General features: G+C 59.6%; 17 protein-coding genes and 1 pseudogene. 13 read left to right on the forward strand and 5 right to left on the reverse strand.

Going from position 1 to position 25,916, the window contains the following annotated elements:
- The first annotated feature begins 681 nt into the window (after nt 1-681).
- From tssB to tssA, 3 genes and pseudogenes are all read left to right on the forward strand, one after another.
- Entirely contained in the window at nt 682-1,194 is a 513-nt protein-coding gene (gene tssB / locus JMY28_RS30685; RefSeq protein ID WP_201699740.1) for a type VI secretion system contractile sheath small subunit, read from the forward strand.
- A gap of 73 nt (nt 1,195-1,267) precedes the next feature.
- Complete coding sequence (tssC, locus tag JMY28_RS30690) at nt 1,268-2,803, forward strand: type VI secretion system contractile sheath large subunit (protein WP_201699676.1); 1,536 nt, start codon at nt 1,268-1,270, stop codon at nt 2,801-2,803.
- A gap of 101 nt (nt 2,804-2,904) precedes the next feature.
- Nucleotides 2,905-4,484: pseudogene (tssA, locus tag JMY28_RS30695) on the forward strand (type VI secretion system protein TssA).
- A gap of 849 nt (nt 4,485-5,333) precedes the next feature.
- Here tssA and JMY28_RS30700 read toward each other — a convergent pair.
- From JMY28_RS30700 to tssC (JMY28_RS30720), 5 genes are read right to left on the reverse strand one after another with little or no spacing between them, the layout of a single operon-like run.
- Nucleotides 5,334-5,612, reverse strand: a complete 279-nt coding sequence (locus tag JMY28_RS30700) for a PAAR domain-containing protein (protein WP_201699677.1) — start codon at nt 5,610-5,612, stop codon at nt 5,334-5,336.
- A 40-nt stretch (nt 5,613-5,652) separates the two neighbouring features.
- Nucleotides 5,653-6,084, reverse strand: coding sequence for a type VI secretion system baseplate subunit TssE (gene tssE / locus JMY28_RS30705; protein ID WP_201699678.1), 432 nt, complete (start codon nt 6,082-6,084; stop codon nt 5,653-5,655).
- Nucleotides 6,084-6,749, reverse strand: coding sequence for a DotU/TssL family secretion system protein (locus JMY28_RS30710; protein ID WP_201699679.1), 666 nt, complete (start codon nt 6,747-6,749; stop codon nt 6,084-6,086). The genes tssE and JMY28_RS30710 overlap by 1 nt, the downstream gene beginning before the upstream one ends.
- Nucleotides 6,746-8,092 (reverse strand): type VI secretion system baseplate subunit TssK, encoded by a 1,347-nt coding sequence (gene tssK, locus JMY28_RS30715; RefSeq protein WP_201699680.1) that lies wholly within the window; start codon nt 8,090-8,092, stop codon nt 6,746-6,748. The genes JMY28_RS30710 and tssK overlap by 4 nt, the downstream gene beginning before the upstream one ends.
- A 24-nt stretch (nt 8,093-8,116) precedes the next feature.
- Nucleotides 8,117-9,529 carry a type VI secretion system contractile sheath large subunit gene (tssC, locus tag JMY28_RS30720; RefSeq protein ID WP_201699681.1) on the reverse strand — a complete coding sequence of 471 codons (1,413 nt, stop codon included), beginning with the start codon at nt 9,527-9,529 and terminating at the stop codon, nt 8,117-8,119.
- Nucleotides 9,530-9,782: 253 nt separating this feature from the next.
- Between tssC (JMY28_RS30720) and JMY28_RS30725 the strand changes: the two genes are divergently transcribed.
- The 10 genes from JMY28_RS30725 (at nt 9,783) to JMY28_RS30770 (ending at nt 25,812) form a co-directional block, all read left to right on the forward strand.
- Nucleotides 9,783-12,119 carry a type VI secretion system Vgr family protein gene (locus JMY28_RS30725; protein WP_201699682.1) on the forward strand — a complete coding sequence of 779 codons (2,337 nt, stop codon included), beginning with the start codon at nt 9,783-9,785 and terminating at the stop codon, nt 12,117-12,119.
- Nucleotides 12,120-12,137: 18 nt separating this feature from the next.
- Nucleotides 12,138-14,978 carry a glycoside hydrolase family 19 protein gene (locus JMY28_RS30730; protein ID WP_201699683.1) on the forward strand — a complete coding sequence of 947 codons (2,841 nt, stop codon included), beginning with the start codon at nt 12,138-12,140 and terminating at the stop codon, nt 14,976-14,978.
- A 44-nt stretch (nt 14,979-15,022) separates the two neighbouring features.
- On the forward strand, nt 15,023-15,760 hold the full coding sequence (locus JMY28_RS30735; RefSeq protein WP_201699684.1) for a hypothetical protein: 738 nt from the start codon (nt 15,023-15,025) through the stop codon (nt 15,758-15,760).
- Between the two features lie 443 nt (nt 15,761-16,203).
- Nucleotides 16,204-16,728 carry a hypothetical protein gene (locus JMY28_RS30740; protein WP_201699685.1) on the forward strand — a complete coding sequence of 175 codons (525 nt, stop codon included), beginning with the start codon at nt 16,204-16,206 and terminating at the stop codon, nt 16,726-16,728.
- A gap of 107 nt (nt 16,729-16,835) precedes the next feature.
- On the forward strand, nt 16,836-17,987 hold the full coding sequence (locus JMY28_RS30745) for a hypothetical protein (protein WP_201699686.1): 1,152 nt from the start codon (nt 16,836-16,838) through the stop codon (nt 17,985-17,987).
- Nucleotides 17,984-21,598, forward strand: a complete 3,615-nt coding sequence (locus tag JMY28_RS30750; protein ID WP_328809494.1) for an ImcF-related family protein — start codon at nt 17,984-17,986, stop codon at nt 21,596-21,598. The genes JMY28_RS30745 and JMY28_RS30750 overlap by 4 nt, the downstream gene beginning before the upstream one ends.
- Before the next feature lie 46 nt (nt 21,599-21,644).
- Entirely contained in the window at nt 21,645-23,444 is a 1,800-nt protein-coding gene (gene tssF / locus JMY28_RS30755) for a type VI secretion system baseplate subunit TssF (protein WP_201699687.1), read from the forward strand.
- Nucleotides 23,445-23,455: 11 nt separating this feature from the next.
- Nucleotides 23,456-24,550, forward strand: coding sequence for a type VI secretion system baseplate subunit TssG (gene tssG / locus JMY28_RS30760; protein ID WP_201699742.1), 1,095 nt, complete (start codon nt 23,456-23,458; stop codon nt 24,548-24,550).
- A gap of 44 nt (nt 24,551-24,594) precedes the next feature.
- A complete protein-coding gene (gene tssJ / locus JMY28_RS30765; protein WP_236597122.1) occupies nt 24,595-25,218 on the forward strand; it encodes a type VI secretion system lipoprotein TssJ in 624 nt (207 codons plus the stop codon).
- A gap of 102 nt (nt 25,219-25,320) precedes the next feature.
- On the forward strand, nt 25,321-25,812 hold the full coding sequence (locus JMY28_RS30770) for an OmpA family protein (RefSeq protein ID WP_407945559.1): 492 nt from the start codon (nt 25,321-25,323) through the stop codon (nt 25,810-25,812).
- Nucleotides 25,813-25,916 lie beyond the last annotated feature (104 nt).

The following is a 25,916-nucleotide window of genomic DNA, read 5'->3' on the forward strand; positions in this document are numbered from 1 at the left end:
TCTCGCCCTGGGGTCAATGTGGTCATGCGCGCGGTCTTCTTGATGCAGAACGGGCTGTCACGATGCATAGGCATCGCATTCGTCGGGTGTGCCAACAATCAGCGCGACAGTCCGAGGGGCTTGCCTGGGACGATACCCGTCTACAGTGGGTGGTCTCGGTTATTTTCCTGCTGTGCGGAGATTCTATATATTTATATTCGATCATATGTACAGATTTTTCCGGCAAACTCATGGGTAAATAGTCAGAAAAGTGTCACTCTAAAATTATCTAAATTTATAGATATTTTTTTACATAAATTTCAGTTCAATGGAATATTGTCTGCAATCAATACGGGTAATTTTTTACGCGAAAGAATCAAGATTTCGTATTGACTTTGGTGCGTTCGTTTTGTGAATTTGATGTGCGACAAGAGATTAAAAATGCGTTCATTCATGCGTCAGATGAGATTCCGGATCAATTGACATAATTTCACGGTTATCTTGTTTTACGTAGCACGACAGCCTTTGACGGAATGGCGGTTAACCTGTTTAATGTCGATTGCCTGGCAAAATGGTCGCATGAATGAAAACCACGCTCTGGAGAGATGTCAGAGTAAGCATTCGCAGTGCGTGTGCGTGAATCTCTTCATCGTTGCGGTTGATTCCTGCGGTAAACGTGAGATTTATTTCTTAGGAATACTGATGGACAGCTTTCAGAGAGAAATACCGAAAAGTCGCGTTTCAATCACGCTGGACCTGCATACGGGCGGGGCGCAGAAGAAGGTCGAGCTGCCGCTCAAGCTGCTCGTCGCCGGTGACTTTAGTGCAGGCCGTGAGCAGGCGCCAGTGGCCGAGCGCAAGAAAGTCAATATCGACAAGAACAACTTCGACTCGGTGCTGGCCGACTATGCGCCGGACCTGAAGTTCGCGGCGGAGAACACGCTGGCCGCCGACGGTTCGGAACTGCCCGTCAACCTCTCGTTCCGTTCGATGAAGGACTTCGAGCCAGAGCAGGTTGCACGCCAGATTCCTGAGCTCCAGGCGATGCTTGCCATGCGCAACCTGCTGCGCGACCTGAAATCGAACCTGCTCGACAACGTCACGTTCCGCCGCGAGTTCGAGAAGATCCTGAAGGACAAGCGTCTGTCCGACAAGCTGCGCGGCGAACTGGCCCAGCTGGCGACAGTAGCCACCCTGCCGGAAGGGCATGCCTGAGTGCCGACGGCCGAAATCGGCCTTCAGCGTCTTTCGCAATCAGGTCGCAGTTCAAACGCAGACAGGAACTCCAATGAAACAGAACGAATCCCGCCATGGCGCAGCCGAGACCGTTGTGCTCGACGCACCCGACAGCGTGTACGCCTCGCTTTGCAGCAAGATCAATCTCAAGCCCGTCGCCGAGGCCCGCCCGATCGAGGCCTTCCGCGACAGCGAGGCGCTTTCCGAAGCCTCGGCTGATGAGCGCATCGCGCGCGGCATGGGCGCATTTCTCGAACTCATTGCGAAGTCGAGCCAGCCGGTCGAGCGCCTCGACAAGTCGCTGCTTGATTTCCATATTGGCCAGCTTGATCGCCAGATCAGCCGTCAACTCGATGCGGTGATGCACTCTACGGAATTTCAGGCGCTCGAAGGGCGCTGGCGTGGTTTGAAGATGCTCGTCTCACGCACGGACTTCCGTCGCAATGCGCGCGTCGAGGTGCTCGACGTGTCGAAGGAAGCCCTGCAGCGCGACTTCGAGGATACGCCGGAACTCATCCAGAGTGGCCTGTATCGCCACACGTACATAGAGGAATACGACACGCCGGGTGGCCAGCCGATCAGCTCGATGATCAGCGACTTCGAGTTCGAGAATTCGCCGATGGACATCGCCCTGCTGCGCAACATCTCGAAGGTGGCGGCGGCCGCCCATATGCCGTTTGTCGGCTCGGTGGGTGCGGCGTTCTTCGGCAAAAAGTCGATGGAAGAAGTGGCCGCGATCCAGGACATCGGCAACTACTTCGACCGCGCCGAGTACATCAAGTGGAAAAGCTTCCGCGACACGGACGACGCTCGCTACGTGGGTCTGACGATGCCGCGCGTTCTGGGTCGCCTGCCGTATGGCAGGGACACCGTGCCGGTGCGCGCCTTCAACTATGAAGAAGCGGTGAAGGGCCCGGACCACGACAAGTACCTGTGGGTCAATGCCTCGTTCGCGTTTGCGGCCAACATGAGCCGCAGTTTTGTGAATAACGGCTGGTGTGTCCAGATCCGCGGTCCGCAGGCCGGCGGCAAGGTCGAAGACCTGCCCGTCCACCTTTACGACCTCGGCACCGGCACCCAGGCGAAGATCCCGACTGAAGTGCTGATTCCCGAGACGCGCGAGTTCGAGTTCGCGAACCTGGGCTTCATTCCGCTCTCGTTCTACAAGAACCACGACTTCGCGTGTTTCTTCTCGGCCAGCTCCGCGCAAAAGCCCGCGCTCTACGAGACGAAGGAAGCCACGGCTAACAGCCGCATCAATGCACGCCTGCCCTATATCTTCCTGCTCTCGCGCATCGCGCACTATCTGAAGGTGATCCAGCGCGAGAACATCGGGACGACCAAGGACCGCCGCGTGCTCGAGCTGGAGCTGAACAACTGGATCAAGGGCCTCGTCACCGAAATGAAGGATCCGGGTGACGAGCTTCAGGCCTCGCACCCGTTGCGCGAGGCGAAGGTGACGGTCGAGGACATCGAGGACAACCCGGGGTTCTTCCGTATCAAGCTCTTCATCATCCCGCACTTCCAGGTGGAGGGCATGGACATCGGACTGTCGCTCGTGTCGCAGATGCCGAAGGCCAAGACCTGACCGGTCGTCTGTCCATGCGAACCGCGCCGGGGCAGCGTACCGCTCCGGCGTTTATTTTTCGTTCCAGCCTTTTGATCCCGCAAGGAGGAGTTCGCGTGAAGATGCCCGGCCTGCTCAAAGCACTGTTTCCGTCGCGTGACGCGGGCGAGTTCACGCGCTCGCGGCTGGATACCTGGCGTGCGTGGCTGCAGCCACTGCCCGGTGAGAATGGCGTTGGGCGCGATCCGGGCTACGAAGACGCATTCTTCGCGCTCAAGGACGAGACGAATAAGCTCTCCGGCATCGATGACGCTTTGATAGTGGGCTCCTGCGAACAATTGCTGAAGGAAACCGGCAAAGATCTCCGGGTGGCCGGCTACTATGCCGGAGCGCGCCTGAGGCAGGGTGGGCCGGCCGGATTTGCGGACGGGCTGGAGCTGGCCGCCGCGCTCGTGGAGCGGTTTGCGGAATCGGTGCTGCCCGCGCGTGCCGAAGCGAAGAAGGGCGCGCTGGAAATGCTGGCCACCACACGCATGATGGAACTACTGGCGAGCCGTGGCGAGCCCGCGCCGGCCGATCTTGAACGTTCACTCGCGGCACTGGATGTGCTTGTCACCCAGACGGACGCGTGGCCCGAAGCCGCGCGCCCGAATCTTCAGCCGCTGGTGTCACGGTTTGAACGCAGGGAAGAACCCGCCGGCTTTGCCGCTGACATGCCGCCGGTCGCCACACCGCCCATGACGGCAGGGGGAGCTTCCGGCGCGATCGCCTCGACGCGCGAACTGCTGGCGCAGGCGCGGGGGATGGCTACCTGGCTGCGCGATCAGGAACAGGGCTACCTGCCGTCGGTGCGGCTCGTGCGTTGCGTTCGCTGGGACACCCTGCATGACGTGCCGCCGGCGGACGCCGCCTCGCACACGCGGCTTGTCGCGCCCCGCCCGGAGCTGCGTGCCCAGATGAAGCGGCTCGTCCTGCAGAAGCAGTGGAATGAACTGCTCGAACGTGTCGAAGGCGCCTTCATGGAAGGGGTCAATCACCTGTGGTTCGACCTGCAGTATTTCCAGCATGTCGCGCTCGATCACGCTGGCGCGCCATACAACTCCTGGCGTGAGCTGCTGCGCGCGGATTTTGCACTTTTCCTTGAGCGCCTGCCCGGCATCGAGCGCCTGTCGTTCAACGACGGCACACCGTTCGCGGACGACACGACGCTCGAGTGGATCGCGCGGCACGCGGTCGTGCGTGATTTCGAAGCGGGGGACACGGTCGCACCCCTGCCGGTCTCGGCCGACAGCGAGGAAGGGGTGCGGGTGACTGGCCGGAGATCGAGGCGCAGGCAAGGGATCTCACGGCCCGCGACGGCATCGAAGCGGCTTTCGCGTGGCTCGAAGGTTTGCCTGGCATGAGGAGCGATCGACACCGTTTCCTGCAGCGGTTCGTGATGGCGCGACTCGCAGCCCATGCCGAACACGCCGATGCAGCCACGGCGCTGCTGCTCGAGTTGGATGGGGCTGCGAAATCCCTGCCACTTGCGCGCTGGGACCCCGCGCTCGTGTTTGAGGTCAAACTCCAGCTGGTGCGGGCGCTCAAGGCCACGAGCAATCGCAAGGATGCCGATAAACCGGGACTCGTTCGCCGGATTGCCGAATTGCAGGGGGAAATGATAGTGCTGGACCCAGCACGCATGCTGTCGCTGTCACTCTGAGGTCGTCGAATGGCCTGGCAACAGACAAGAGGAGCCTCCATGTCTTACAGTCCAGCGTGGTCGGCGCGCGTTCCTACCGAGACCCGCAAGCGGGTACAGCTTGCGCTCGCCGCGGTACCTGGCCGGTAGGAAGAACGTTGCGCTTGCTTGGTGCGGACCTGTCCGTCTAACGCTTACGAGAGCTACCGGCTCCCGCTCCAGCTAATGTGTGCGGCTGACCAATACTTTCCGATGCTCACGAAAGCCGTGTGCATGGGGCAAAGGCTCGCGCGATCGCCATTGAGCGAGGAGACTGATGTCTGTCGCGTCGCTATGTGAACAACCGTGACAGGATGCACTGGCGCTGCGAGGCCGGTCACACGTGGGATGCATCCCTGGACGCTGTCCTTTGTGGTGACTGGTGCCAGACGTGCTATTTCGGGCGCATTAATCCACGGCAGGACGATATCAACCGGGCGGCGGCATCGCGTGCCGGCCGCTGCTTGTCAACCTAAGTCGACAACGAAACGCCGCTGCAATGGCGATGCGCTAACGGGTACACGCGGTTTGCGCCGTGGTTTCGGGTGAGCAAGGGCCAGTGGTGCCATCCGTGCGCCGTGAAGGCACGCACTGCACGATTGAACAGACGCAGTAGCTTGCGAAGTCACGCGGTGGCTAGTGCCTGTCGACCGTGTAACGTGGCACCCACCGCAAAATCGAATGGCTGTGCGAGAAAGGGCACGTGTGGTGCGCCATGGGCGACTACACCAACGTGCCCGTGTGGAAGATGAGGGGGCCCCGTACCGACCAAGCCTTGCACGACGGCATTGACAAAATGATGCCGATCGACACCATGCCTTAAGGTCGGCGTTACTCGCTGTCGTAGTACTCCGAGCGCGCGATCACGCGATTTTCGCCACGCGGACACTGGCAGGCAACGATATCGTTGTCCTTCACGGCCGTCGTTCCCGCCAGCCCCCAGTTCTTTGCCGTACCCAGCATCGGGCCGGGGTGTCCGCAACGCCCGCAGGAAGCCATTCCGCCGTCCTTCGCAAGGCCGCCGTTTTCGTCCGAGAACGCCTCGTCGCCGTCCAGTACCTCACCTCCAGTTGTTGTCCTGTTACCTTTGACTGCCAGCATCGTTCCCATGCCAGTCTCCTTCCTGGGTTGAAAAAATTTCAGTACCGAATCAATACCGGTCGAGCGCCGCCTGCAGCATCTTCAGGCGTGTTCTGCCATCCGGCGTGAATACCGTATCGAAGCGCACGAGCCCTTCCCTGTGCAGATGGCACTTCATCGTGAAGCTCACCATGATGCCGGGCTCCGGTGTCTGCACCTCGATCTCGACCCTCTTCAGACGCGGCTCGTATCTGAGCAATGTCGACTCGATCGCGTTGCGCAGCTTGTGCGTCGATGAGGGCAGGTGTCGGTAGATTTCCGACAGGTCATCGAGTCCGAAGTCCGGCAGGTGCGCAAGCGATCCGCGCCGGCTGTTCAGGATGCGCTCGATGTTGTCCCGCACCGAAAAAAAAGTCTGCTCCTCCGGCGTGAAATCCTTCACGACAGCCCCGTCGGCAAAATGCCCCGTGATCCGCTCGAAGAGTCCCGGTCCAGTACGCATCAGTGCCCCATGCTCGCGATCGACGAGAGTAGCCACCGGTCGATGGCGAACCAGGTGAATCCCGCGGCGAGGCACGCAATGACCACCCACGCGAGCGGCGACAGACGACGCCTGCGCCCGCGTGACGGATTCACCACAACCGGCCCTGACCGGTCTGGCGTGGCACCGCCCATGGCGCGCTCCAGGCGCCCGTCAATGGCGCGGATGAGCTTCGTGCGCGCATCGGCCTCGTTCACTGCAAAGCGCCCCGTGAACCCGAGCTTGAGAACGGCGGCAAAGATTGCGAGCAGTGGCAGAGCGGGTCTGGGTTCGCGCAAGCGCTGGCCAATCCGGCGCAGCAATTCCTCGCCCGCATCGTTCCGGCCGAACACGCCCACCTGAAGGGGTTCGCGCTCCCACGCATCGCGTGCCTCACCGCTCAGTCCCTTGAGCGCCGCTTCATCGAGCAGGGCGCACAGCGCATAGAGCGCGTCATCGATCACGTCATGAGACTGTCCGCGCCGTAGCAACTCCTCGCGCAGACGGACGATTTGGTCATCACATTCTCCGCGTAACACATGCAGCGAAGGCGGGTTCCCCTTGCGGAGCGTTACAACGGCGCGGGCGGTATCGCGCAGGGCGACGGGCAGTAATTCCGAGACGGATTGTGCTGCGGCGATCTTCATGACGGCAGCACCGCGTAGAGTTCAAGCTCGGCTTCGGGAATCGAGGCAGGCAGGTAAATCTGGCAGGCACGCGCCGCGATCATCCGCTTGAACGCCGGGTCTGAACTGTCCACCGCAAAATACTGGTTCTCGATGCGCACCGGGATCGCGGCCGGCAGGCGCGACACCGGCCGCAGTGCAATACCGGCCAGCGCCGAATTGACCACCTGTTCGACCTCATCCGGTGCACCCATCTTGCACAGCGCCGGCAACTGCTCCAGAAGCGCGTGGGCAGGCATGGTTGCCCGCACCGACAGGTAATAGTCGACTTCTTCGGTAAGCCGGTCGTCGTTGATGCGGCCGAGCCACATCGAGGTCCGCAGGCGCTCGAGCGCAATCGGGACGACCCGCGACGGAATCACGGCATCCAGCAGGATGCGGATCAGGGATTCGAGCTCCGCAAACACCGGCTCCGGCGCGCGATGGTCATACGCCGGAATAGCCTGCAGCGTCTCCGTCGTCGAGAATGTGAGCAGCGAACCGGCGAGCCGCGCGAGCACGGCATAGAGCCGTTCAGGATGCTGGTCGGGCGCTTGGGCGAGACGCGCCAGTTCCGGCCACGTGCTGTTGACCGAATTCAGCAGCCAGAAGAGCGCCACATCGGACACCGCAAAATCGGCGATCTGGTCCGAGCGCTCCTTGCGGCGCACGGCAAGACTCGCACTCTTCGCCGTGAGGATCTCGGACAGGCGCCGCATGCGCTGCGTGAGCCGCGCGCTGGCCGACAGGAACAGGCACGGCGGCACGAACGACTCATCGTGCTCGAAACGGCCCTGCGGCGTGCGAACGAGACGTACAACGGGGCACGTGACGTAGTCATCCGCCTTTTCGAAATCGAACAGCAGCGCGACGACCAGTCGCTCGACACTGATCTCTTCCTTTCCCTCTCCGTTGATATCGACGGCATGGACGAATTCGCGGGTCGAACGCCGCGGCCGTGCCGACCTCTCGCCGGGTTCCACGCAGTTGCTGCCCTGCGGATCGACAAGCGCCACACCGGCGAGTACCGTGATTGTCTCCACTTCGGCCGGCACGTCCGCCAGACTGCGCGCGGACGGTAGCCAGTCAGCGGTCTCACTGTCGATGAGCGTGCCATCGCGCAGGCGCGCCGACAGCCTCGCAACCTGCAGCCGGTCGATGCCGAGCGCCTTGGTATCGATTGCGACATCGATCACGCCCCACGCGTCGGGACTCGACATGCGTGCATTCTGATCATTGGCATACTGCTCCCAGAGCGCCTGCTGCTGGAAATGCTGCGGCGTCATGAAAATGCCGCGCGCCCACAGGGGTTTCGTTATCTTCATCGTTGAGGTTGGTCGGATTTCAGGTCAGGGAAGTAGGAGATGTTCAACTTTTTTCTTCGGCATCTGCGACATGAGCGCAAGGCTCACGTCCATGCCTTCGATCTGAAAATGCGGGACGATAAAGAGCTTGATGCGGAAAAAGCCCGGATTGTCATCGATGTCTTCTACTTCGACCTTGGCCTGTCGCAGTGGGTGCGAAGCCTGCAGGTCATCGCCCGCTGACGTCATGACGGTCACAAGCCCCTTGATCCAGTTGTTCAACTCCAGTTCGAGCAACCTGCGATCCTTAGTCGTGCCGATATTTTCACGCTGGATCATCTTCAGGTAGTGCGCGATACGTGACGCCAGGAAGATATACGGCAGACGTGCATTGATGCGGCTGTTGGCTGCGGCTTCACGTGTATCGAAGACGGCTGGTTTCTGTGTTGAATGGGCGGAATAGAAGCACGGGTGATCGTGATTGCTGGTGTAGGAAAGCGCGATGAGACCGAGTTCGGCAAATTCATGTTCACGGGTTTCCGGGATCAGCGCATCGGTCGCGATCTTGCCCAGGCGGCCCGTATCGAGGTCATACAGTTGCGACGGGAGATCGCGAATCAGGCCGCCCGCCCGTGGGCCGCGAATCTGCAGGCACCAGCCGTTACGCACGAAACTCCTCACCAGATTCAGCGCGAAGGCAAAGGCGGCGTTGGCCCACAGGTAAGCATCGCGGCTGCCGCTTCGGACATCTTCGGTGTAGTTGAAGGCGCGTACAGGACGGGTCTCAGGCCCATACGGCAGGCGCGCGAGGAAACGGGGCAGTGTGAGTCCGACATAGCGCGCGTCCTCTGTCTCGCGAAATGCCTTCCACTTGAGATACGCCGCGCGCTCGAAGTGACCGGACAGATCGCGTATTGCTGCCACTTCCTCCATGGAGGTGCGGCCAAAGAAGGCCGGGGAAACCGCACCGATCACCGGCATATGCGACGCGGCAGCCACCTTCGAGAGATTGCGCAGCAAGGCGATGTCCGGTGCGCTGGCGTCGAACTCAAAGTTCGCGATGACGGCCGAGACGGGCCAAGCACCGGGCGTGTCGTACTCCTGGATATACGTGTGCTGGTACAGGCCGCTCTGGATCAGTTCCGGCGCATCTTCGAAGTCCTGCCGCAACGTTTCCTTCGAAATGTCCAGTACCTCGATACGCACATCGACTTTGCTGCGGAAGTCTGTGCGGTCCACTAGAAACTGTAGTGCCCGCCAGGCGGATTCGAGTGTCTGGAACACAGGGTGGTGAAGGATGGCATCGATCTGCCGACCAAGCATCCAGTCGATCGCGGCGAGGTCGTGATCGACGCATAGCGGATCCACCCACACACGCAGACCCACCTGCGACTCAGGTGTACCGGGTGGTGCAGCCGTGACGTCTTGCTGCGTGCTGTTCTGGAAGCTTGCGCTCATTGTTCAGGTCTTGATCTGTGCCGGCATCGATTAACCCGGCATGTGTATCACGTCATCCATCTCAAAATCGCAATGAAAAGTGAACGATGGTTATTAGTTGATTGAAGACAATGGACACTCCAAGTTCAATGCCCGCGCCCCTTCACCCGCGAAATGAATACGCGTATTGTTTTTTACCGAATTGCGAGCGCAACTATATTCGCCGCGCATGACGTTTGTGATGCAGTGCTAATCAGGTGAGGGGTCGGCAAAGATGGCAAACCTGTTTGACGAAGCTGACAAGGCAAGAGCGTTCATCAAGAACGCGACTGCGATACCAGGGCGGCAGGCGTATTTTCTGGATGTTCCGGGAACGGAAAGCGCGAAGGAGCTCTCGGTCGTGGAGTTCAAGGCGACGGAAATCATGGGTGGCCCGACCGAAGTACGCATTGTCGTGACCCACCCGCAGCAGCTTCCACGCGTCGACTACCTGAACCTCGATGCTGCTTTCACGATCGTGCCGGACGATGGCGTCCCGAAGAAATTCTCGGGTTTCGTCGACCGCATTTCAAATTTGAAGACTTCGAAAGACTTCTCGCAATACGAGATAGTCCTGAAGTCCCATTTCGGACGGCTCACCGCCGTCCAGAATACACAGGTTTATCAGCACCAGTCGACTCCCGATATTATCGCGGTAATACTGCGTCGTCACGGCATCAAGGATCACCAGATGTCGTTCCGGCTGAGGAAGCAGTATTTCAAACATCTCTGGCGCTTCCAGCACCAGATGACGGATTTTGCTTACATCCAGATGCTGATGCAGAAGTCAGGCATCTACTCGTACGTCGTCGAGACCGAGTACGGCGATCAGGTCGTCTTTGCAGACGACATCGACCACTATATCTACGATCCCAGGCTCATCGTGCCGTACCGCGAAGCGGCCGGTCTTGAATCCGCTGGTGTGGAAGCGATCACGTCTCTCAAGACTCACAACTTCACGGTGCCACAGGGCTTTACCGTTGCCGACTATAACCCTGAGGCTGCGTGGGAGAGATTTCGAGATAGCGCCAATCTGGCGCCGCAGGACTCGACGACGTACGGTCAGCCGTACATCTACGGAACACACCACCTCGACCAGGCTGGGGCTAAATCGGAGGCGGAACTGAGGCACGAAGCGGCGCTCGCGCGTCAGGTGGTGTACGAAGGCGAAAGCAATGTGCTGGAGCTGCAGTGCGCGCGCGTGCTCGAAACCGACATCGTGCTGCCCGATGCGCCCCTGGGGCAGGTGATCGTAGAGATCACGCACAGCGGTGGGCGCGACAAGCCGTACACCAACCGCTACAAGGCGATTCCCGCCGACCGGCGCTTTCGCCTGGAACTCAAGCCCGAGACATGGCCGAAAATCGCTGGCACACTCAGTGCGCGTGTGTGCAGCCCGGATAAATACACCTATGGCTACCTGAATTCGGTCGGCTATTACATCGTGCGTCTGGACGCCGATTTCGGCAACTGGCCCAACGGTGGTGAGAGCGTGCCACTGCGTCTGGCCAAGCCCTTCGCCGGCGCGCTGCAGACCGGCATGCACTTTGTCGCGCTCGACAACGACGAAGCGGTCATTTCATTTCGGGATGGCGACCCTGATAAGCCGGAAATCGCGGCATTTCACCATCATAGCCAGGCGCGCGATCTGGTGACGAACGACCGTCGCTGGCTCTCGCGCAACATGATCCGTACGCAGAAGAACAACAAGCTGCGCATGGAAGACTGGGCGGGTCAGGAAGGCATCAAGCTGAGCACCGAGCACTCGGGCAAGTCACAGCTCAATCTCGGCTACCTCGTCAATAACAAGCTCGAATACCGTGGTGAGGGCTATGAACTGCGGACATCGGGCTACGGTGTCAACCGCGCGGGCAAAGGCCTGCACCTCACTGCGTACGACCGCCCTGCTGCGACCGGCAAGCAGCTCGACATGCAGGAGACCATCGCGCAGCTCGAAAGCGCGCTGGCCACCGCCAAGGCACTCGCAGCGTCGGCAACCAGCGCCAAGACCGAGCCTGCGGACACCGGCGCCCAGCAGCAGATGAAGGACAACTTTGATGGCCTGAAGAAGCCGGGAGTCCTCATGAGCACACCAGCCTCTGCGGGAATTATTGCGGGCCAAGGCATGCAGCTCTCGGCACAGGGCGACATCAACGCTGTTGTCGGGAAGAATGTTGATTTCAGCGTGGTCAAGCGCTTTACGGTTGCGGCGGGTGAACTCATCTCGCTGTTCGCGCAGAAGCTTGGCATCAAGATCTTCGCTGCGAAAGGTCCGGTCGAGATCCAGGCGCAGAGCGATGCGATGTCACTGTTCGCCGATCAGGATGTTTCCATGACGAGCGTCAATGGCACGGTACGCATAAGCGCCAAGAACGAGCTTATCCTCGAATGCGGTGGCGCATTCGTCCAGCTCAAGGACGGCAATGTCACGCTCGGTGGCCCGGCAGATCTGTTCTTCAAGATCATCACGATCCAGAAGAAGGGCGCTGCGTCGATGCAGCTTTCAGAGAAGCTGCCAGCGCCCAATAATCTCCCCGACCTGATAGGACATAGCTCGAAGTTCTCTGGGTAAACTCATTCGATCTGCAAAATGGCCTCACCACAAAACACTCCGGCGGCGCCGCAAAACAATCCGGCTAATACTCCGTCTGCATCGTCGTTAAATTGGCGCTATCCGTTTCCAGCGAAGGACGGCAAAGAAATCACCGATCCGCAGATTTTCTATAGTGCATTGGGCGCCATGAATGACGGATTTTTTCCGCTCGGCGTCAACGGATTTCCGCATGGGGGCATTCATTTTGGTGCAGCCTCTGCATCACGCGTGGATCAATCCAAGGGCGTGCGAGTCATTGCTGACGGTGACATCGTCGCGTTCAAGATCGACGATGCGTATCCTCACCTGCGCTACACGCAGACGCGTCATTGGGCTTGGTATTCGACGGGTTTTGTGCTGGTCCGACACACGATGACGATGCCCCCCGCGCCGGGAAGTACGGGTTCGCAGCCAGCCGACGAGACGTTGACATTCTTCAGCCTCTACATGCACATGGCAGACTGGAGCACCTATCTGTCAGACGGCAAGCTTGTGCGGCCCGGCTGGTGGCCTGGCGTCGACGTGTTTCGGATCGGGACAAAAGACACGCAGATTGGGGGCGGCGCACCCGGTGCATTCGTTTACACGGCGCCGACGGCAGGCAAGAAGAATCAGTACAGCAAAGGACAGCAGGTCGGCTTTTTGCCCGAAGGCAGTGAAGTCACAATCAGCGAGATGCGTGGCAAGTCAAATGAGTGGGGCCATATCAAAGCGATTACATCAGGTGGGATGATTGCTCCCAAAAGTGGGGACTACTTTGGCTGGGAAGACGGACCGCAGGCCCCGTGGGTGCCCCCGGATGGCCTCAATGCGTCGGCTAAGTCAGGCGAAGGACCGGTTCCCGATGTCGTCCTCCAGAGCAAGACACCGCTGACGTCAGAAGGTGATTGGGGCTGGATTTATCTGCACGATCAGCAGGCCCTAAAAGAACCGACGGCGGGTGTCGGCACGGCCTCTATTCTGCCAAAGACTCAACCCATCCACGTGACTGCTGGAACATTGCTGGGCCAGCTTGGGGAATACATCGATTACGAAACATCAACGCCGCTGCCGCCTATCCCGAGCCAACAATTGCTACATGTCGAGGTCTTTGCCGACGAATCGCTGAAGTCATTTATCGAAAAAAGTCGCACACGGGCTGCGCAATTACCCGCCAGTGACAGGACCATCTTCGTTATCCAGGCGGGTGCGAAGCTTGTCGCAAAACCGACTGACGCCGACCTGAACCTTGGTTCTGGAGTCCAGCTTGCGAAGCTCACCCAAACCACTACCAGCCCGAAGATCGGACCTTGGATACAGGTCCAGCCATGGATCAATAGCCCATCAGGTCATCCACAGCAATACCAGAGTCCCGTCTGGATCGCGCGTTCCGGATTGAGTCGTCTCGATTCTCCCAACGGCCTTCAGGCGTGGAAATCATTCCCGCTGCAATTGAATCAGGCGAGTTCACCAGTCAACGCGGACTTGGTCACCTACCCAAGCGCGCAGCTCAACGCGCTCGGGAACGGAAACGTAGCAGTAGACGACAAAGGGGTGACCTGGTGGCGCCTCGAAGTTGGGACGGACTCGGGACAATCGGCATTAGGCTGGGTCTGTGGTGGCAAGCAATCGGATGGAGGCGGGATACATCCTGGTACACAATGGGCGAGCCCGTGGGCTTGGCCGGGCTTCGAAATTGTGGACGCAACTGGGATCAACCTCACCGATGCCTTCAAGCGTAATCTTTCGGTCACTGGCTCAGCGAACCCGAAAGAACAAAAAGCATTCGCTCCATCTACCGAGGCAGTAGGCAATAGTGCACTCCTGTCAAAACTCGAGCAGACGATAAGTCGCCTGCCGTCGTCGGGCGGCGCAAAGGACCCGCAAGGCAACGGCGGCAGCGTAGTTGTGACTGCGGTCAAGTTGCGGCAAGCGCTCGGACGTCCCTGGCTCGCAAGTGAGTTGGGGCACGTCATCCTGAAATACGAGAGCGAATGGGGCGGTGACATGAGCCGCTGGGAAGCACTTACACCGCTCATGCGCAACGCGGCCGAGAACTGGAAATGTGAACTAGAGCGTATTAAAAATCTTCAGTGGTGGAAGAACGTTAAGGGTAAGGTGGACAGGTTTCCTTCTAGCCCAGTGGTGAATCACATTCATCCAATCGCATTGGCCGGGAATTTCTCTGGTTCTGAATGCTGTGCAATCACAGTTGATTTCTTGGAAAAAGTGCTGGGTAAGTCTGGGGACTGGTTCACAGGAAAGGGCGGCACGGCGTCTTTTCAACTTCATTTTCCTGAAAAATACCCAAATATCTACAAATACGACAAAGAGATGTTTGTTTCGCGGCTCAACAGCAAGATGAAGGCGTACGGTATTGTGGATTGCTACCAGAAAGCACACTTTCTATCTCAATGCTTTCATGAATCTGCGCGATTTGAAACGACCATCGAGTTCGCTTCGGGCGAGGGCTACAATCCGGGAGTCCACTCGGATGCCATCAAGAGCGGCAATACTACGATGGGCGACGGTCCCAAATACAAGGGGAAAGGCCTGATCCAGTTGACGTGGAAAAATACATACCAAATGTATTCAGCGTACAGGGGAATTGACTTTGTTTCAAATCCCGATCTCGTTGCGTCCGATATGGAAAATGCAATTGATGCCTCTTGCTGGTTCTGGCGTCACAAAGGAGGGATTCAGAAAAAGTACGATGCGAAAGGTGATATCAACGTTCTCATTGAACATGAGAAGAACAACGTTGCCATGATCACGCTCGCCGTCAATGGCGGACACAACGGACTAGGGGAGCGCCAGGCGTTGTTTGACAAAATCAAGAATGTATGGGGCCTGAAGTGAATTTCTCCAATTTGATTAGGCTGTTGATCCATGGCCTCGTATGCATGACTGCCATCGTGCCACTTCAAGCATTTTCGGACCGAGCAAAAGAGAACACGCTTTCCGTCGATGCTTCGGGTACGGTTCGATTTTGCAATACACAATCGGGTTGTGAAGATATTGTCCCCACAGGCGATCTGAAGAGAGCCATCGATGATGGTTATGAGCATATATCCATCGTCGATATCTATAAAAATGGTAATCAAGAAGTGGCAGCAACAAGTGCCGGCGAATGTTCTAGATTTTTTATATTTAATCGAGCGATCCATGTGTTCTCCATCTTGCGCTTTGTAGGAAACGGTAGGGATATCTGCAACTACAAAATTAATGGAAATCATTTGATTAGCTCGTACAAACTCGACTCGAAACAATACGAAGATGTTTACGAATTCAGGAATGGGGCATACCAGCTTGTTTTAAGCGACGGATGCGTCGGATGCGATCAAGTAACACGCTCGGCATACAAGAACGGGCGACTGTACGAGAAGTTGCTGGTCACGAATCAAAATAACTACACCCAACGTCGGCCAGTTACGTCGTCAGTGAGGGCAGACAGAGCATGGTTGTATTCCGAGCCATCAAATACTTCTAGGACTAAAATGTATTTGGTCAAGGGGGATAGAGTTCAGCTCCTCGAATTTAATGACGTGGACGGTTTCTGGTATTTTGTCAAGTATATTTCGAAAAGCGATGGGGCACTTATGAAGTGGGTGAAGTGTGAAAATATCTCTATATGCAAGTAATTTATCGATACCGTTAGACTGCTCTACATTTTCCGGTTGGGTATAGATTTTGGCTATTACTCACCAAAAATGAGTGCGATTATAAAATCGATCTTTATCGAATTTTCGCTTGCTCACGTCACGTATGCAATGTGTGAAACCGAAATTAATGTGTACGCCGGAGCGCGTGGTGACGCAATATTGACTGAATCTGGCGAAAGCCAGACGCTACTTTTGGCCGGAGCGCTCAGCGAAGTGAAAAATACGCTAGCACTTTCATGTACTTCATGCGCATGGAAGACCAGAATGCGGCAAACATGATAAAGAGCGGGAAACCCACTGGGGCGAAGGAGGATCTGCAGCCTTTCATTGAGAAAAAGCTACAGTAATCTAAGATTAAACAACGAAGATAAAAGGGAGATTGAATTGATTTTAAATAATTTTTGCAAAATCATCGAATAAAAATGAAATCACTCATTTCTGTTGCAATAATATTCGTCGCGTCATTCTCGGCTAATGCGTGGTCAGCAGGGGCTTCTCCGGACGCGCTACTAGCCAACGAAATCCGGGCTGGCTGCACATTGCGGGTTGTGAAATATAACATCCAACCCGCTGATTTTGACAAGTACGATTTAAGCCTTAATTGGCAATGTGCGGACCACGAGCAGGCCATAGTCGATACTTACTTGTCTTCCAACTCTGACGGAGAATCTCGCCCAGAGATCGAAACTGTGTTTTACACAAAGAGTCGCGATGTCATCGTTTTGGTCAAATGGGACGAGAATTATAAAGATACGAAAGCTGCGCGCTACAAGGTCTTTGCTTATCGTTACGTCGGCGATATTTCTGATACTTCATTTGTAAAGATGGATCGGTTATCTCGAAATTTTGGGGACGGCTACGATGGTATCCTGAACGGGAAACGTACTGACTTTTCATTCAAGACCGCCGCGGCCATTCGAAAGCGCCTGGCGGAGTTGGGGGATTAGCGCTTACACGAACGGTAGGCCACAGAATGAACCACTAAAGATTCTTCGGCGTTTCTGACAGAAGTTCAATCCCCAAAACACGCAAATATTGTAGTCAAGACTTCTCGATGTCATGGCCCATTCCTGTTTTCTTAAATATCGAGTACCCCAAACCGATCTCCCTGCGCGTGTGGCTGCCGACGCTCGTTTCCATTGCATCAGCTACGGCCGCTGCGGTTTTGCTCGTGTGGCCACAAGGCAAGCCGACCAACACGGTTCTATTCTGGGCCACGTTGGTTGGTGCTCCATTGGTTGCCTGCTTCCTGCTGCTCGGCTGGCGGTTAAAACAATGGGAGGATGAACAGAAGGATGCTGAGGATGCCGAAAAAGAGCAGCACTGGTTGAAGAAAGGGTGGCGCGACTGGAGTCGCCGTCAGGCATGCGTCATCGATGTTGCGGCATTCCCTGCGGCCACGGACGAAATCGACAGGTTCTCAGCTGAAAAATTTGACCTTCCGACGAACATTGACCGATCCATTACCTTTGACTGGGTCAGTGGGCGAACGGCAGCGTTCCGGCGCACACGGCTGCTGCGTCTAGTTGCGCTGCGCTTCGCTGAGGCGCTTCGAGACAGAAGGGAAGTCATCATTACGCTGATGCTGGATGACACATCGCTCAAACAGGATGAAGACTGGACAAAGCAGGTGATGCGTACTTTTGGATCGATGATTCCGGCTCTCCGCGTCGAAGTGCATCCAGCGACTGGCGGTGTGCAGTGGATGACCCAGCTGGTGGACCGAGTCGATCCTGCTACGCGGTTGGTGATTGCCGCTCAACTCTGGGCGGACGAAGAGGAAAAGCATAACTTCAGCGAAGGGGCCGCCGCATTTCTTGTCGAAGCGGCTGCAACGAATGCAGGTTTGATTTTTCGTCCCATGACGAGTGTGCGCGACACGATGGAAGTCGGGCTGGGCCAGATCAGGGAATTCCAGATGGCGCCTGACCGGCTAAAGCACGTGTGGGTCGCCAACTGCGAGCACATTGAAGCGACTGCCATCCGTTCGGCGCTTGCGCCAGATCCCAAGGAGATGCCTGACGAACGTCTGCTCGACGGTGTTCTGGGCACCCCGGGGCCGGCCAGTGGCTGGATTGCGCTTGCGGTCGCGATGGAAGCGATGCGCGGCGCCAGGCCACAACTGGTGGCTTGGCGCGAGCCGCAATCCGAGTGCCTGTACCTGTGCACGGTCTCGCCAATGCCTCAAAAGGAAACATCGGTTTGAAAAAAGAGAAAGGACGTAACTGGGGACGGTGGATGATGACTGCCGCGTTGCTCGTAGGCAGCGTGGGTCTGCTCTTGCATACCGTGGATCTGAAGGATCCCTACGGCTGGATAGTCAAACACTGGGCGTCCCTTGTTTTCGCAGCGCTGATGGCCGTTGGTGGGCTCGGCCTCGCTTTTCACCAGCATCGCAAGCAAAGGCAGATCGCGCTTCGGCAGGAATCGGAGAGGAAGGGACTCGTGGCGCCCGGGCAGGGCGATCCAGCGGCGGCGGCGGCCAAGAGCAGGGCAGAAGAGGTCGTCACGTGGGCAAGGAATCTGAAATCCGACCTGAAGCAGAGGCGCTGGTTTCGCCGTGCTTATGCCCTGCCGTGGATCCTGGTTGCGGGTGATGCCGCGACCGTTACCGCGTTGATGCCGGAACTGGCGACCGAGGGCTCGCTGATCACCGATGACGCCGTGCTGCTGTGGGGTGGTGCGGGCAAAGACGGCCACCCCGACGAGCTGTGGCTGCGTGAGATTCGCCGAATGCGTCGCAGCCGTCCGCTCGATGCCATCGCGCTCGTACTGGATGAGAAGACCTCCTTGTCGGACTCCGGTCATAGCAAGAATCCTTGGGCCCTTCATCTTGCGCGCATCGCCGAGTTCCTACGCTGGTCGACGCCTGTGTACGTTCTGGACGTCGCGGGCACCGATGCCGTTCACCGGTTCGATACACCCGTGACCGGATGCGAACTGTCCCGACCGCTCGACGTAGTGGTCATTGAAACCCGGCTGCTCGAGCTGCGCGACAGGCTGGCCGACCGTAGCGTCCACCACATCGCTGACAACGGTAGTGATGCTTACGCCGCGGAATTGTCGAGCCGGCTCGATGCACGCAGTGCGCCGCTTGCGCGCTGGATCGCGGGCCTCACCGACTGGCAGCGGCGCCCGTTGCCTGTCGCTGGTGCCTTCTTCGCTCCGTGGCCGACCGGCGACGCATCGACGGTAGGTTCCGGAAGTGCCCGCCTGTCGCTGTGGCGCTATCTTGCCGACGCCGCCGAACATACGCCGGGCCGACGCGCACTATCCAACTCGGTCACAGTGGTCTCGACGATTGCACTGGCTTTCATCGGCCTGTGGAGCATCGGCATGCTCTTCTCGGGCATGAACAACGCGCACGACGTCATGCTAACCAATGAATCCCTGCAGGCGCTCAACCGCGCGGGCGATACTCCCGGACGTCTGCGGGCCCTGCTTGCACTCCAGCAGCGCATCGGCCTGCACGAGGCGCGTGTGCAGGAACACACGCCGCTGCTTACGCGCTTCGGACTGAATCACGATAGGGCGGTGCTCGAAGCGTTGTGGACGCCTTACGCGCGCGCCGCCCGCCCGTTGCTCGTTTCACCAGTGCAGCAGGACATCGAAGGCCTGCTCGTTGATCTCGGCCAGATGCAGACAGCCCAGGTCGACGCTCAGAGCAGCCAGATGGCGCAGGACGGCCAGCAGGCGCTCAAGACCTACCTCATGATGGCCGAGCCGCAGCGTGCCGATGCGGCTTTCATGGCGCCGCAGCTCGAGCATCACTGGAACCCCGATACGGGCCTGCGACCCGGCGAAAAACTCGACCTCGCCGCGCAACTGCTGGGCTTCTGGGCCCAGCACTTTCCCGCACACCCCGACTGGCGCATTCAGCCGCGCGAGGATCTCGTCGGTAACGCGCGCCAGACGCTGCTCGCCATCATCGGCGTGAAGAACTCCGAAGACGCGATCTATCAGGGCGTCCTGGACTCGGTGGGCCACAAGTACCCGGACCAGACACTTGCCTCGCTGACCGCCGGTACCGATACACGGGGTCTCTTCTCGACATCCGCGACAGTGCCCGGTGTTTTTACGCGCCAGGCGTGGGAAGGCTCTATCGAAGTTGCGATCGACGAAGCGGCGAAGCAGAACGGTGTCACGGCCAACTGGGTGCTCGGCAATACCGGCAGTACTGGCAATGCAGGCAGTACGCAGGGCGGTGCGGTGCCGGATGCCCAGACCCCTGAAGCGTTGCGCGCGGCCCTGCGCAAACACTACTTCGACGACTACGCCGAACACTGGCAGGATTTCATGAACAGCATCCGGTGCGCCACCGTACCCACGCTGCCCGCCGCCGTTGGACAGCTCAAGCTCATCGCCGATGCACGGCAGTCGCCGCTCATCGCGCTGATGAAATCGCTGGCCTGGCAGGGTGGAGCGGGCGCGCAGCAGGCCTCGCTTTCGGATGCGCTGGTCACCAAGGCACAGAACTTCTTCGGCAAGAAAGACGATGCACCGCAGAACGCGCAGGCGACGCCGGCCGGCCCGCTTGATGCCTCTTTCGGGCCCGTGCTCAAGCTGGTTGGCCAAGCGGGCAATGGCAACAGTACGGCACCGGCCGCCGGCAGCGACCTGAGCATGGAGCGCTTCACGGAACGCGTGATGACGCTGCGCCTGAAACTGCAACAGATCAGCGATAGCGCCGATTCCGATGACCAGGCGCGCCAGGTCGCGCAGGCGCTTTACCAGGGCAAGGGCTCGGATCTCTCCGATACGCTCACCTACGCGAAGCTTATCGCCGCGAGTCTGGGCGAGCAGTGGGCGGGCATGGGTAACGCGCTCTTCGTGGAACCGGTCACGCAGGCGACCCGCACGGTGCTCGCACCTGCCGAGGCAAGCCTGAACGATGCGTGGCGCCAGACGATCGTCGCTGCCTGGAACCGCTCGTTCGCGGGCCGCTATCCGTTTGCGAATACGACCAACGATGCATCGCTGCCCGAGCTCGCGCGTTTCCTGCGCCCCCAGGGTGGTCTCATCGATACCTTCCTCTCCACGCAGCTCGCGGGTGCCCTGCAGTTGCAGGGCGACCAGTGGGTACCGGCCGCGGGCGGTGCAGGGGGGGGCAGCACGACGCGCGCATTCGACCCGGCGTTCCTCTCCGCCATCAACACGCTGCAGCAGGTGGCCGGGCACCTGCTTGCCCAGGGTGAGCCGCAGTTCGTATTCAGCCTCAAACCCGTGCCGACGCCCGGCGTCGCCGACACGCTGCTCACGCTCGACGGCCAGACGCTGCATTACTACAACCAGGTCGAGTCGTGGAGCACGATGACGTGGCCCTCCGGCGAGCCGCAGAAAGCCGGCACGCGGCTTGAATGGCAGACGGATACGGCGGGCACGAACAAAAACTTCGAGTTCAGCGGACGGTGGGCGCTCGTGCGTATGCTTGAGCGCGCAAAGGTCGAACCCGTGGACAGCGCGACGTACCAGCTGACATGGCAGACGAAGCCGGAAACCGCCGATCAAAAGTCCGTCGCGACGAAGACGGACGGGCTAGCGGATATCGCGGCGCAGATGGCACAGGAGCCCCTCGTACCGGCGCCATCGGGCATGACGCATCCGTTGCGTTACCTGATCCGCACCGATGTGGGCAAGGGGCCGCTGGAGCTGCTGGCGCTTAGGGGCTTTACGCTGCCCTCGCGCATCTTCATTGACCGCTCGGCGCCCGTTGCAAGGCAGCCTGTGCCGGCGGGGCCGCCGCCGCTGCCCAAGGCAGCCATTGCGGCCGCGAAGCGCGCTGCCGTGCCGATCCCCCAAGGGAGTGTGCCGCAATGACTTCCCCAGGAAACGCCCGCCCCTCGCCCGATAGAGAACCCGCACCATGACAGAGCCAACCCGAGATAACGAAATCCTGCGGTACTTCGAGGCGGAAATGCGCTACCTGAGCGAAGGCGGCAAGGAATTCGCGCGTGCGTTCCCTGATCGCGCGCGTGAGCTGGACCTTGACCGCGTAGGTGAGCGCGACCCGCATGTCGAACGTCTCTTCGAAGGCTTCGCCTTCCTGATGGGGCGGCTCCGCCACAAGCTCGACGACGAACTGCCCGAGCTGACCGAGGGTCTCGTGAGCATGCTGTGGCCGCATTACCTGCGCATGATCCCCTCGCTCTCCATTCTCGAGCTTATCCCGGAGAAGGGTGCGCTGCAGAAGCACGAAACGCTCGAGGCGGGGCTGGAAGCAACTTCCGATCCGGTCGGCGAGGGCGACGCCACCATCGAATGCGTCTATCGCACCACGCAGTCGGTTGACCTGTATCCGCTGGCTCTCTCCGAAGCGGGCGTCTACGCACGCGAGGACGGACGCTCCGTCATCCGTCTGCGCGTGGCCCTCCAGACGCAAACCGAACGCGAGCGGCTGCAGGTGCCACGTCTGCGTCTGTACCTGAATGCGGATCGACCCGTCGCCCTCGCGCTCTACGCTGCGCTCACGGCAAAGCCGGTCGCGATGCAGGTGCGCGTGCCAGGTTGGCCCGAGGACCGGCCCGGCGCGCCCGTGGCGATTCCGGGCCTACGTCTCGCACCAGCGGGTTTCGCGGCCGAAGAACGGCTCTGGCCCAAGGCCGACAACGCGTTCGGTGGCTACCAGCTGCTGCTGGAGTACTTCACATTTCCCGAGAAGTTCATGTTTGTCGACCTGCTCGGGCTCGACATTCAGGCGATACCCGCGTCGGCGACTTCACTCGATGTCGAGGTCGTGCTCGAGCGCCCGTATCCAGACGACATGCGCTTCAGTGCGGACAACGTGCGGCTGTACTGTACGCCCGTCATCAACCTCTTCACGGTGGGCGCCGATCCCGTCAATGTCACGCAGCACGAAACTGAATACCGGGTACGCGCGCGGGCGGAGCACGGCTCACTGATCGACATCTATTCGGTGGATGGCGTGGAGTATTTCGAACGTGGCCGGCGTCACGAATACGTGCCTTTCGCGGCGTTTCGTCACCGCGGCGGCATGCTGCGCCACGACATGCCCGAACGGTATTACCACACCCGCATGCGACGCGGTCCGTCGGGTCGCTTCGACACCTGGATCGTGCTCGGCGGCCATGCCTGGGAACAGTCGAGCACGCTTCCTAAAGAGACACTGACGCTTGCGGTGACCGGCACCAACGGGATGCTGCCGCGCAAGGCGCTGCGCGAAGCAGGCGTCACGCGCATGCGCGGCGGCTTTACCAATATCGGCGCGGTGCGCAACCTCACGGCGCCAACGCTCCCGGTCTATCCGCCCACAGGCGACCGGTTCCAGTGGCGCGTGCTTTCCCATCTTGCGCCCAACTACCTGTCGCTGCTCGACGCGGAGATCCTTCGCGGCTCGCTCGCGCTCTATGACTGGACCGACGGCGAGCTCAACAGTCGTCGCATCAACGCCATCACCGATGTGCGGCACCGGCCGCTCAGCAAGCTCGTCAAGGGCGGCCTGATGCGCGGCGTGGAGATCACGGTGACGCTCGACAGCAACCGCTTCGCGGGAGAGGGGGATCTCGAACTCTTCGGCAGCATGCTCAACCGGTTCCTGGGCCTTTACGCGACCCTGAATCTGTACACGAAGCTTGTAATCGTCACCTTGCCCACCGGGCGGCGTATCGAATGGCCTGAAACAAAAGGCGAGGGGGCACCGTTTTGACCGCACCCACGATGCCGGCGGCGGCCGCACCGCAACTGTTGCCGGCCATCCTCAACGACGCGCCGCGGATGAACTTCATCCGCTTCTGCGAGCTGCTTGAACTGGCCGCGCCCGATACGCAGCCCCTCGGAACAACCGATTCGCCGGCCACGGACCCCGTCCGGTTCCGCTCGCGCGCGCAACTGGGCTTTCCAGGGCGCGAGATCGATGCGATCCGGTTCGACGTCGACAACCCGGCGGCGCCACCTTCGGTTGTGACGACGTTCCTCGGGCTATACGGCGTCGACGCGCGCATGCCCGCGTATTTCGTCGATGAAGTGGCGCAGAACCGGGATGGCGCGGAGTCCCTTTCGGTATTCCTCGACCTCTTCCATCACCGAATCATCACGCAGTACTACCGCATCGCGCGCAAGTACCGGTATCCGGTCGGCTTCCGGCGCGATGGCACGGACACGGTGTCGCGCTATCTGCTCAGCTTCGCCGGTTTCGGATTCAGCACCTCTACGCGCATCGCGACGCCCGCTCCCAGACCGGGTGAAGCAGCGCAGGAGCGGGAGACCTCGACTGCGCGCCAGATGCTGACGAAGGTGGCCGACAAGCGACGGCTGCTGTCGATGCTCGGGCTCGCCATGCAGCGCACGCGCACCGCGGAAGGGCTGGCCGGCGTGCTGCGGCATGCCGTGCCGGACGCCACGATCACGGTTGAGGAGTTCCACCCGGTGTGGCGGGAGATTAACGATTTTGAGCCGGCGGCGCTGGGCGAACAGTGCCTGCTCGGCCGCGGCTTTTACGATCGGGGCAACACGGTGCGGGTCGTCATCACGCCCGCGTCGCGCGAGACGGTACTGGCGCTGGTGCCGGGGCAATCCGCCCACCGGGAAATCATGGCGCTGCTGCGGTTTTATCTCGGCTACGAAAGCGAAGCGGATCTGGAAATGCACGTGCGGCCCGAGCTTATGCCGAAGCCCATGCTGGAGCCACGCCAGGCAAACCTGGGATTTACGGCGCAACTGGAAGCCCCACCACGGTCCGCAACTGAGGCGCCGGCGCGCATCACACGTGTCCAGCTCGGTCGCTGGGACGGGGCGGGGCAAGCACAGGCATGAAGAACAGGATAACGAACGGGGGCATCCTCGGAATGGACAAGAAAATGAAATACGCGGCACGCCGCTCCGGTCTCGCGATGGCGATCCTTTCGGCGGTGGTCACCGCTGGCTGCGGCATCGCCCAGGCAGTCGGTGACAGCACCGTGGATGCCGCGAGGTGGGCCTTCACGACCCAGGTCAAGACGATGAATGTGGATCTTGCCGGCCGTGCGTCACTCAACTCAGACGCCCAGGGACAATCGCTCTCGACGGTCGTGCGCTTCTACCAGCTCAAGGACGCGAAGACCTTCGCACAGCTTAATTATGTGCAATTGCAGTCGGATGATCTGAACCTCCTCAAAGCGGATCTGCTGGCCACGAAGGATGTCGTGCTGCGGCCTGGCGCGAACGCGAGCCTCGCCGAGCCGATGAATCCGGACGCGCAGATCGTGGGCGTGGTCGCGTTCTTTCGCGAGCCCGTGCAGGACAGGGTATGGAAGCTCGCTGTTCCGAAGAAGCAATGGAAGAAGACGGATCCGGTCAAGATTGAGGTCAGCGGTAACGAACTGGCGCTGGTCGGCGCGGACTCGCAGGCTGTAAAGCACGAAGCGCCCCAGCAGGCCTTGCCGGCAAATCCAGCCTCTGCGCCGGCGCAGAGCTCGCAGGCTAGCGCACATAGGCAGGGCTGAACGGCGCGCTGCGCCAGACCTTTTATGCAACCGGAGCGCGTTGCGTCTGATCCGTGCGTGGTGGAGCGCCTCCATTTCCTGAAGGAGAACAATTTGAGAAAAATGCTTTCACTGGGGACCTGTCTCAGTCTGGTCGCGCTGCTTTCGGCATGCTCGGGGCTCGATCGTAGTCATGAGATTGCGCTTAACCAGGCCACCGGCATCGAGGTGACACAGGGCCCGAACGGCGTGGAGTTGCGTCTTCCCGAGAAGGTTCTGTTTGATTTCGACCAGTCGACGCTGCGCGCGAATGCAGCGCCTGCGCTCGCGCGCGCCGTCGTGCTGCTCAAACGCAGCGACAAGCCGGTAATCGTCGAAGGGCACACGGATAATGTCGGTACGCACGCGTACAACATGCAGCTATCCGAAGCGCGCGCCACAACTGTTGCCAACGCGCTCGAAGAGCGTGGTATTTCAGCGTCGCGTACCACGACGAAGGGCTTTGCCTACGATCGTCCCGTGGCGAGCAACGACACGACTGAAGGGCAGGCCCGTAACCGGCGCACTGAGATCGTCATCGTCGGTGAATCGGAAGACCGCATCCTGGGCAAGTGAGCGGGTGCGCCAAAGCGAAACCGGGTACCGCCTTGCCGGCATCTAGACATCCCCTGCTGGCCAGGCTTGACCAGCGTGCTGCGAAGCTTGGCTGGCGATGTATG

It is taken from the genome of Paraburkholderia hiiakae (genome assembly GCF_904848665.1).
Lineage (GTDB): Bacteria > Pseudomonadota > Gammaproteobacteria > Burkholderiales > Burkholderiaceae > Paraburkholderia > Paraburkholderia hiiakae.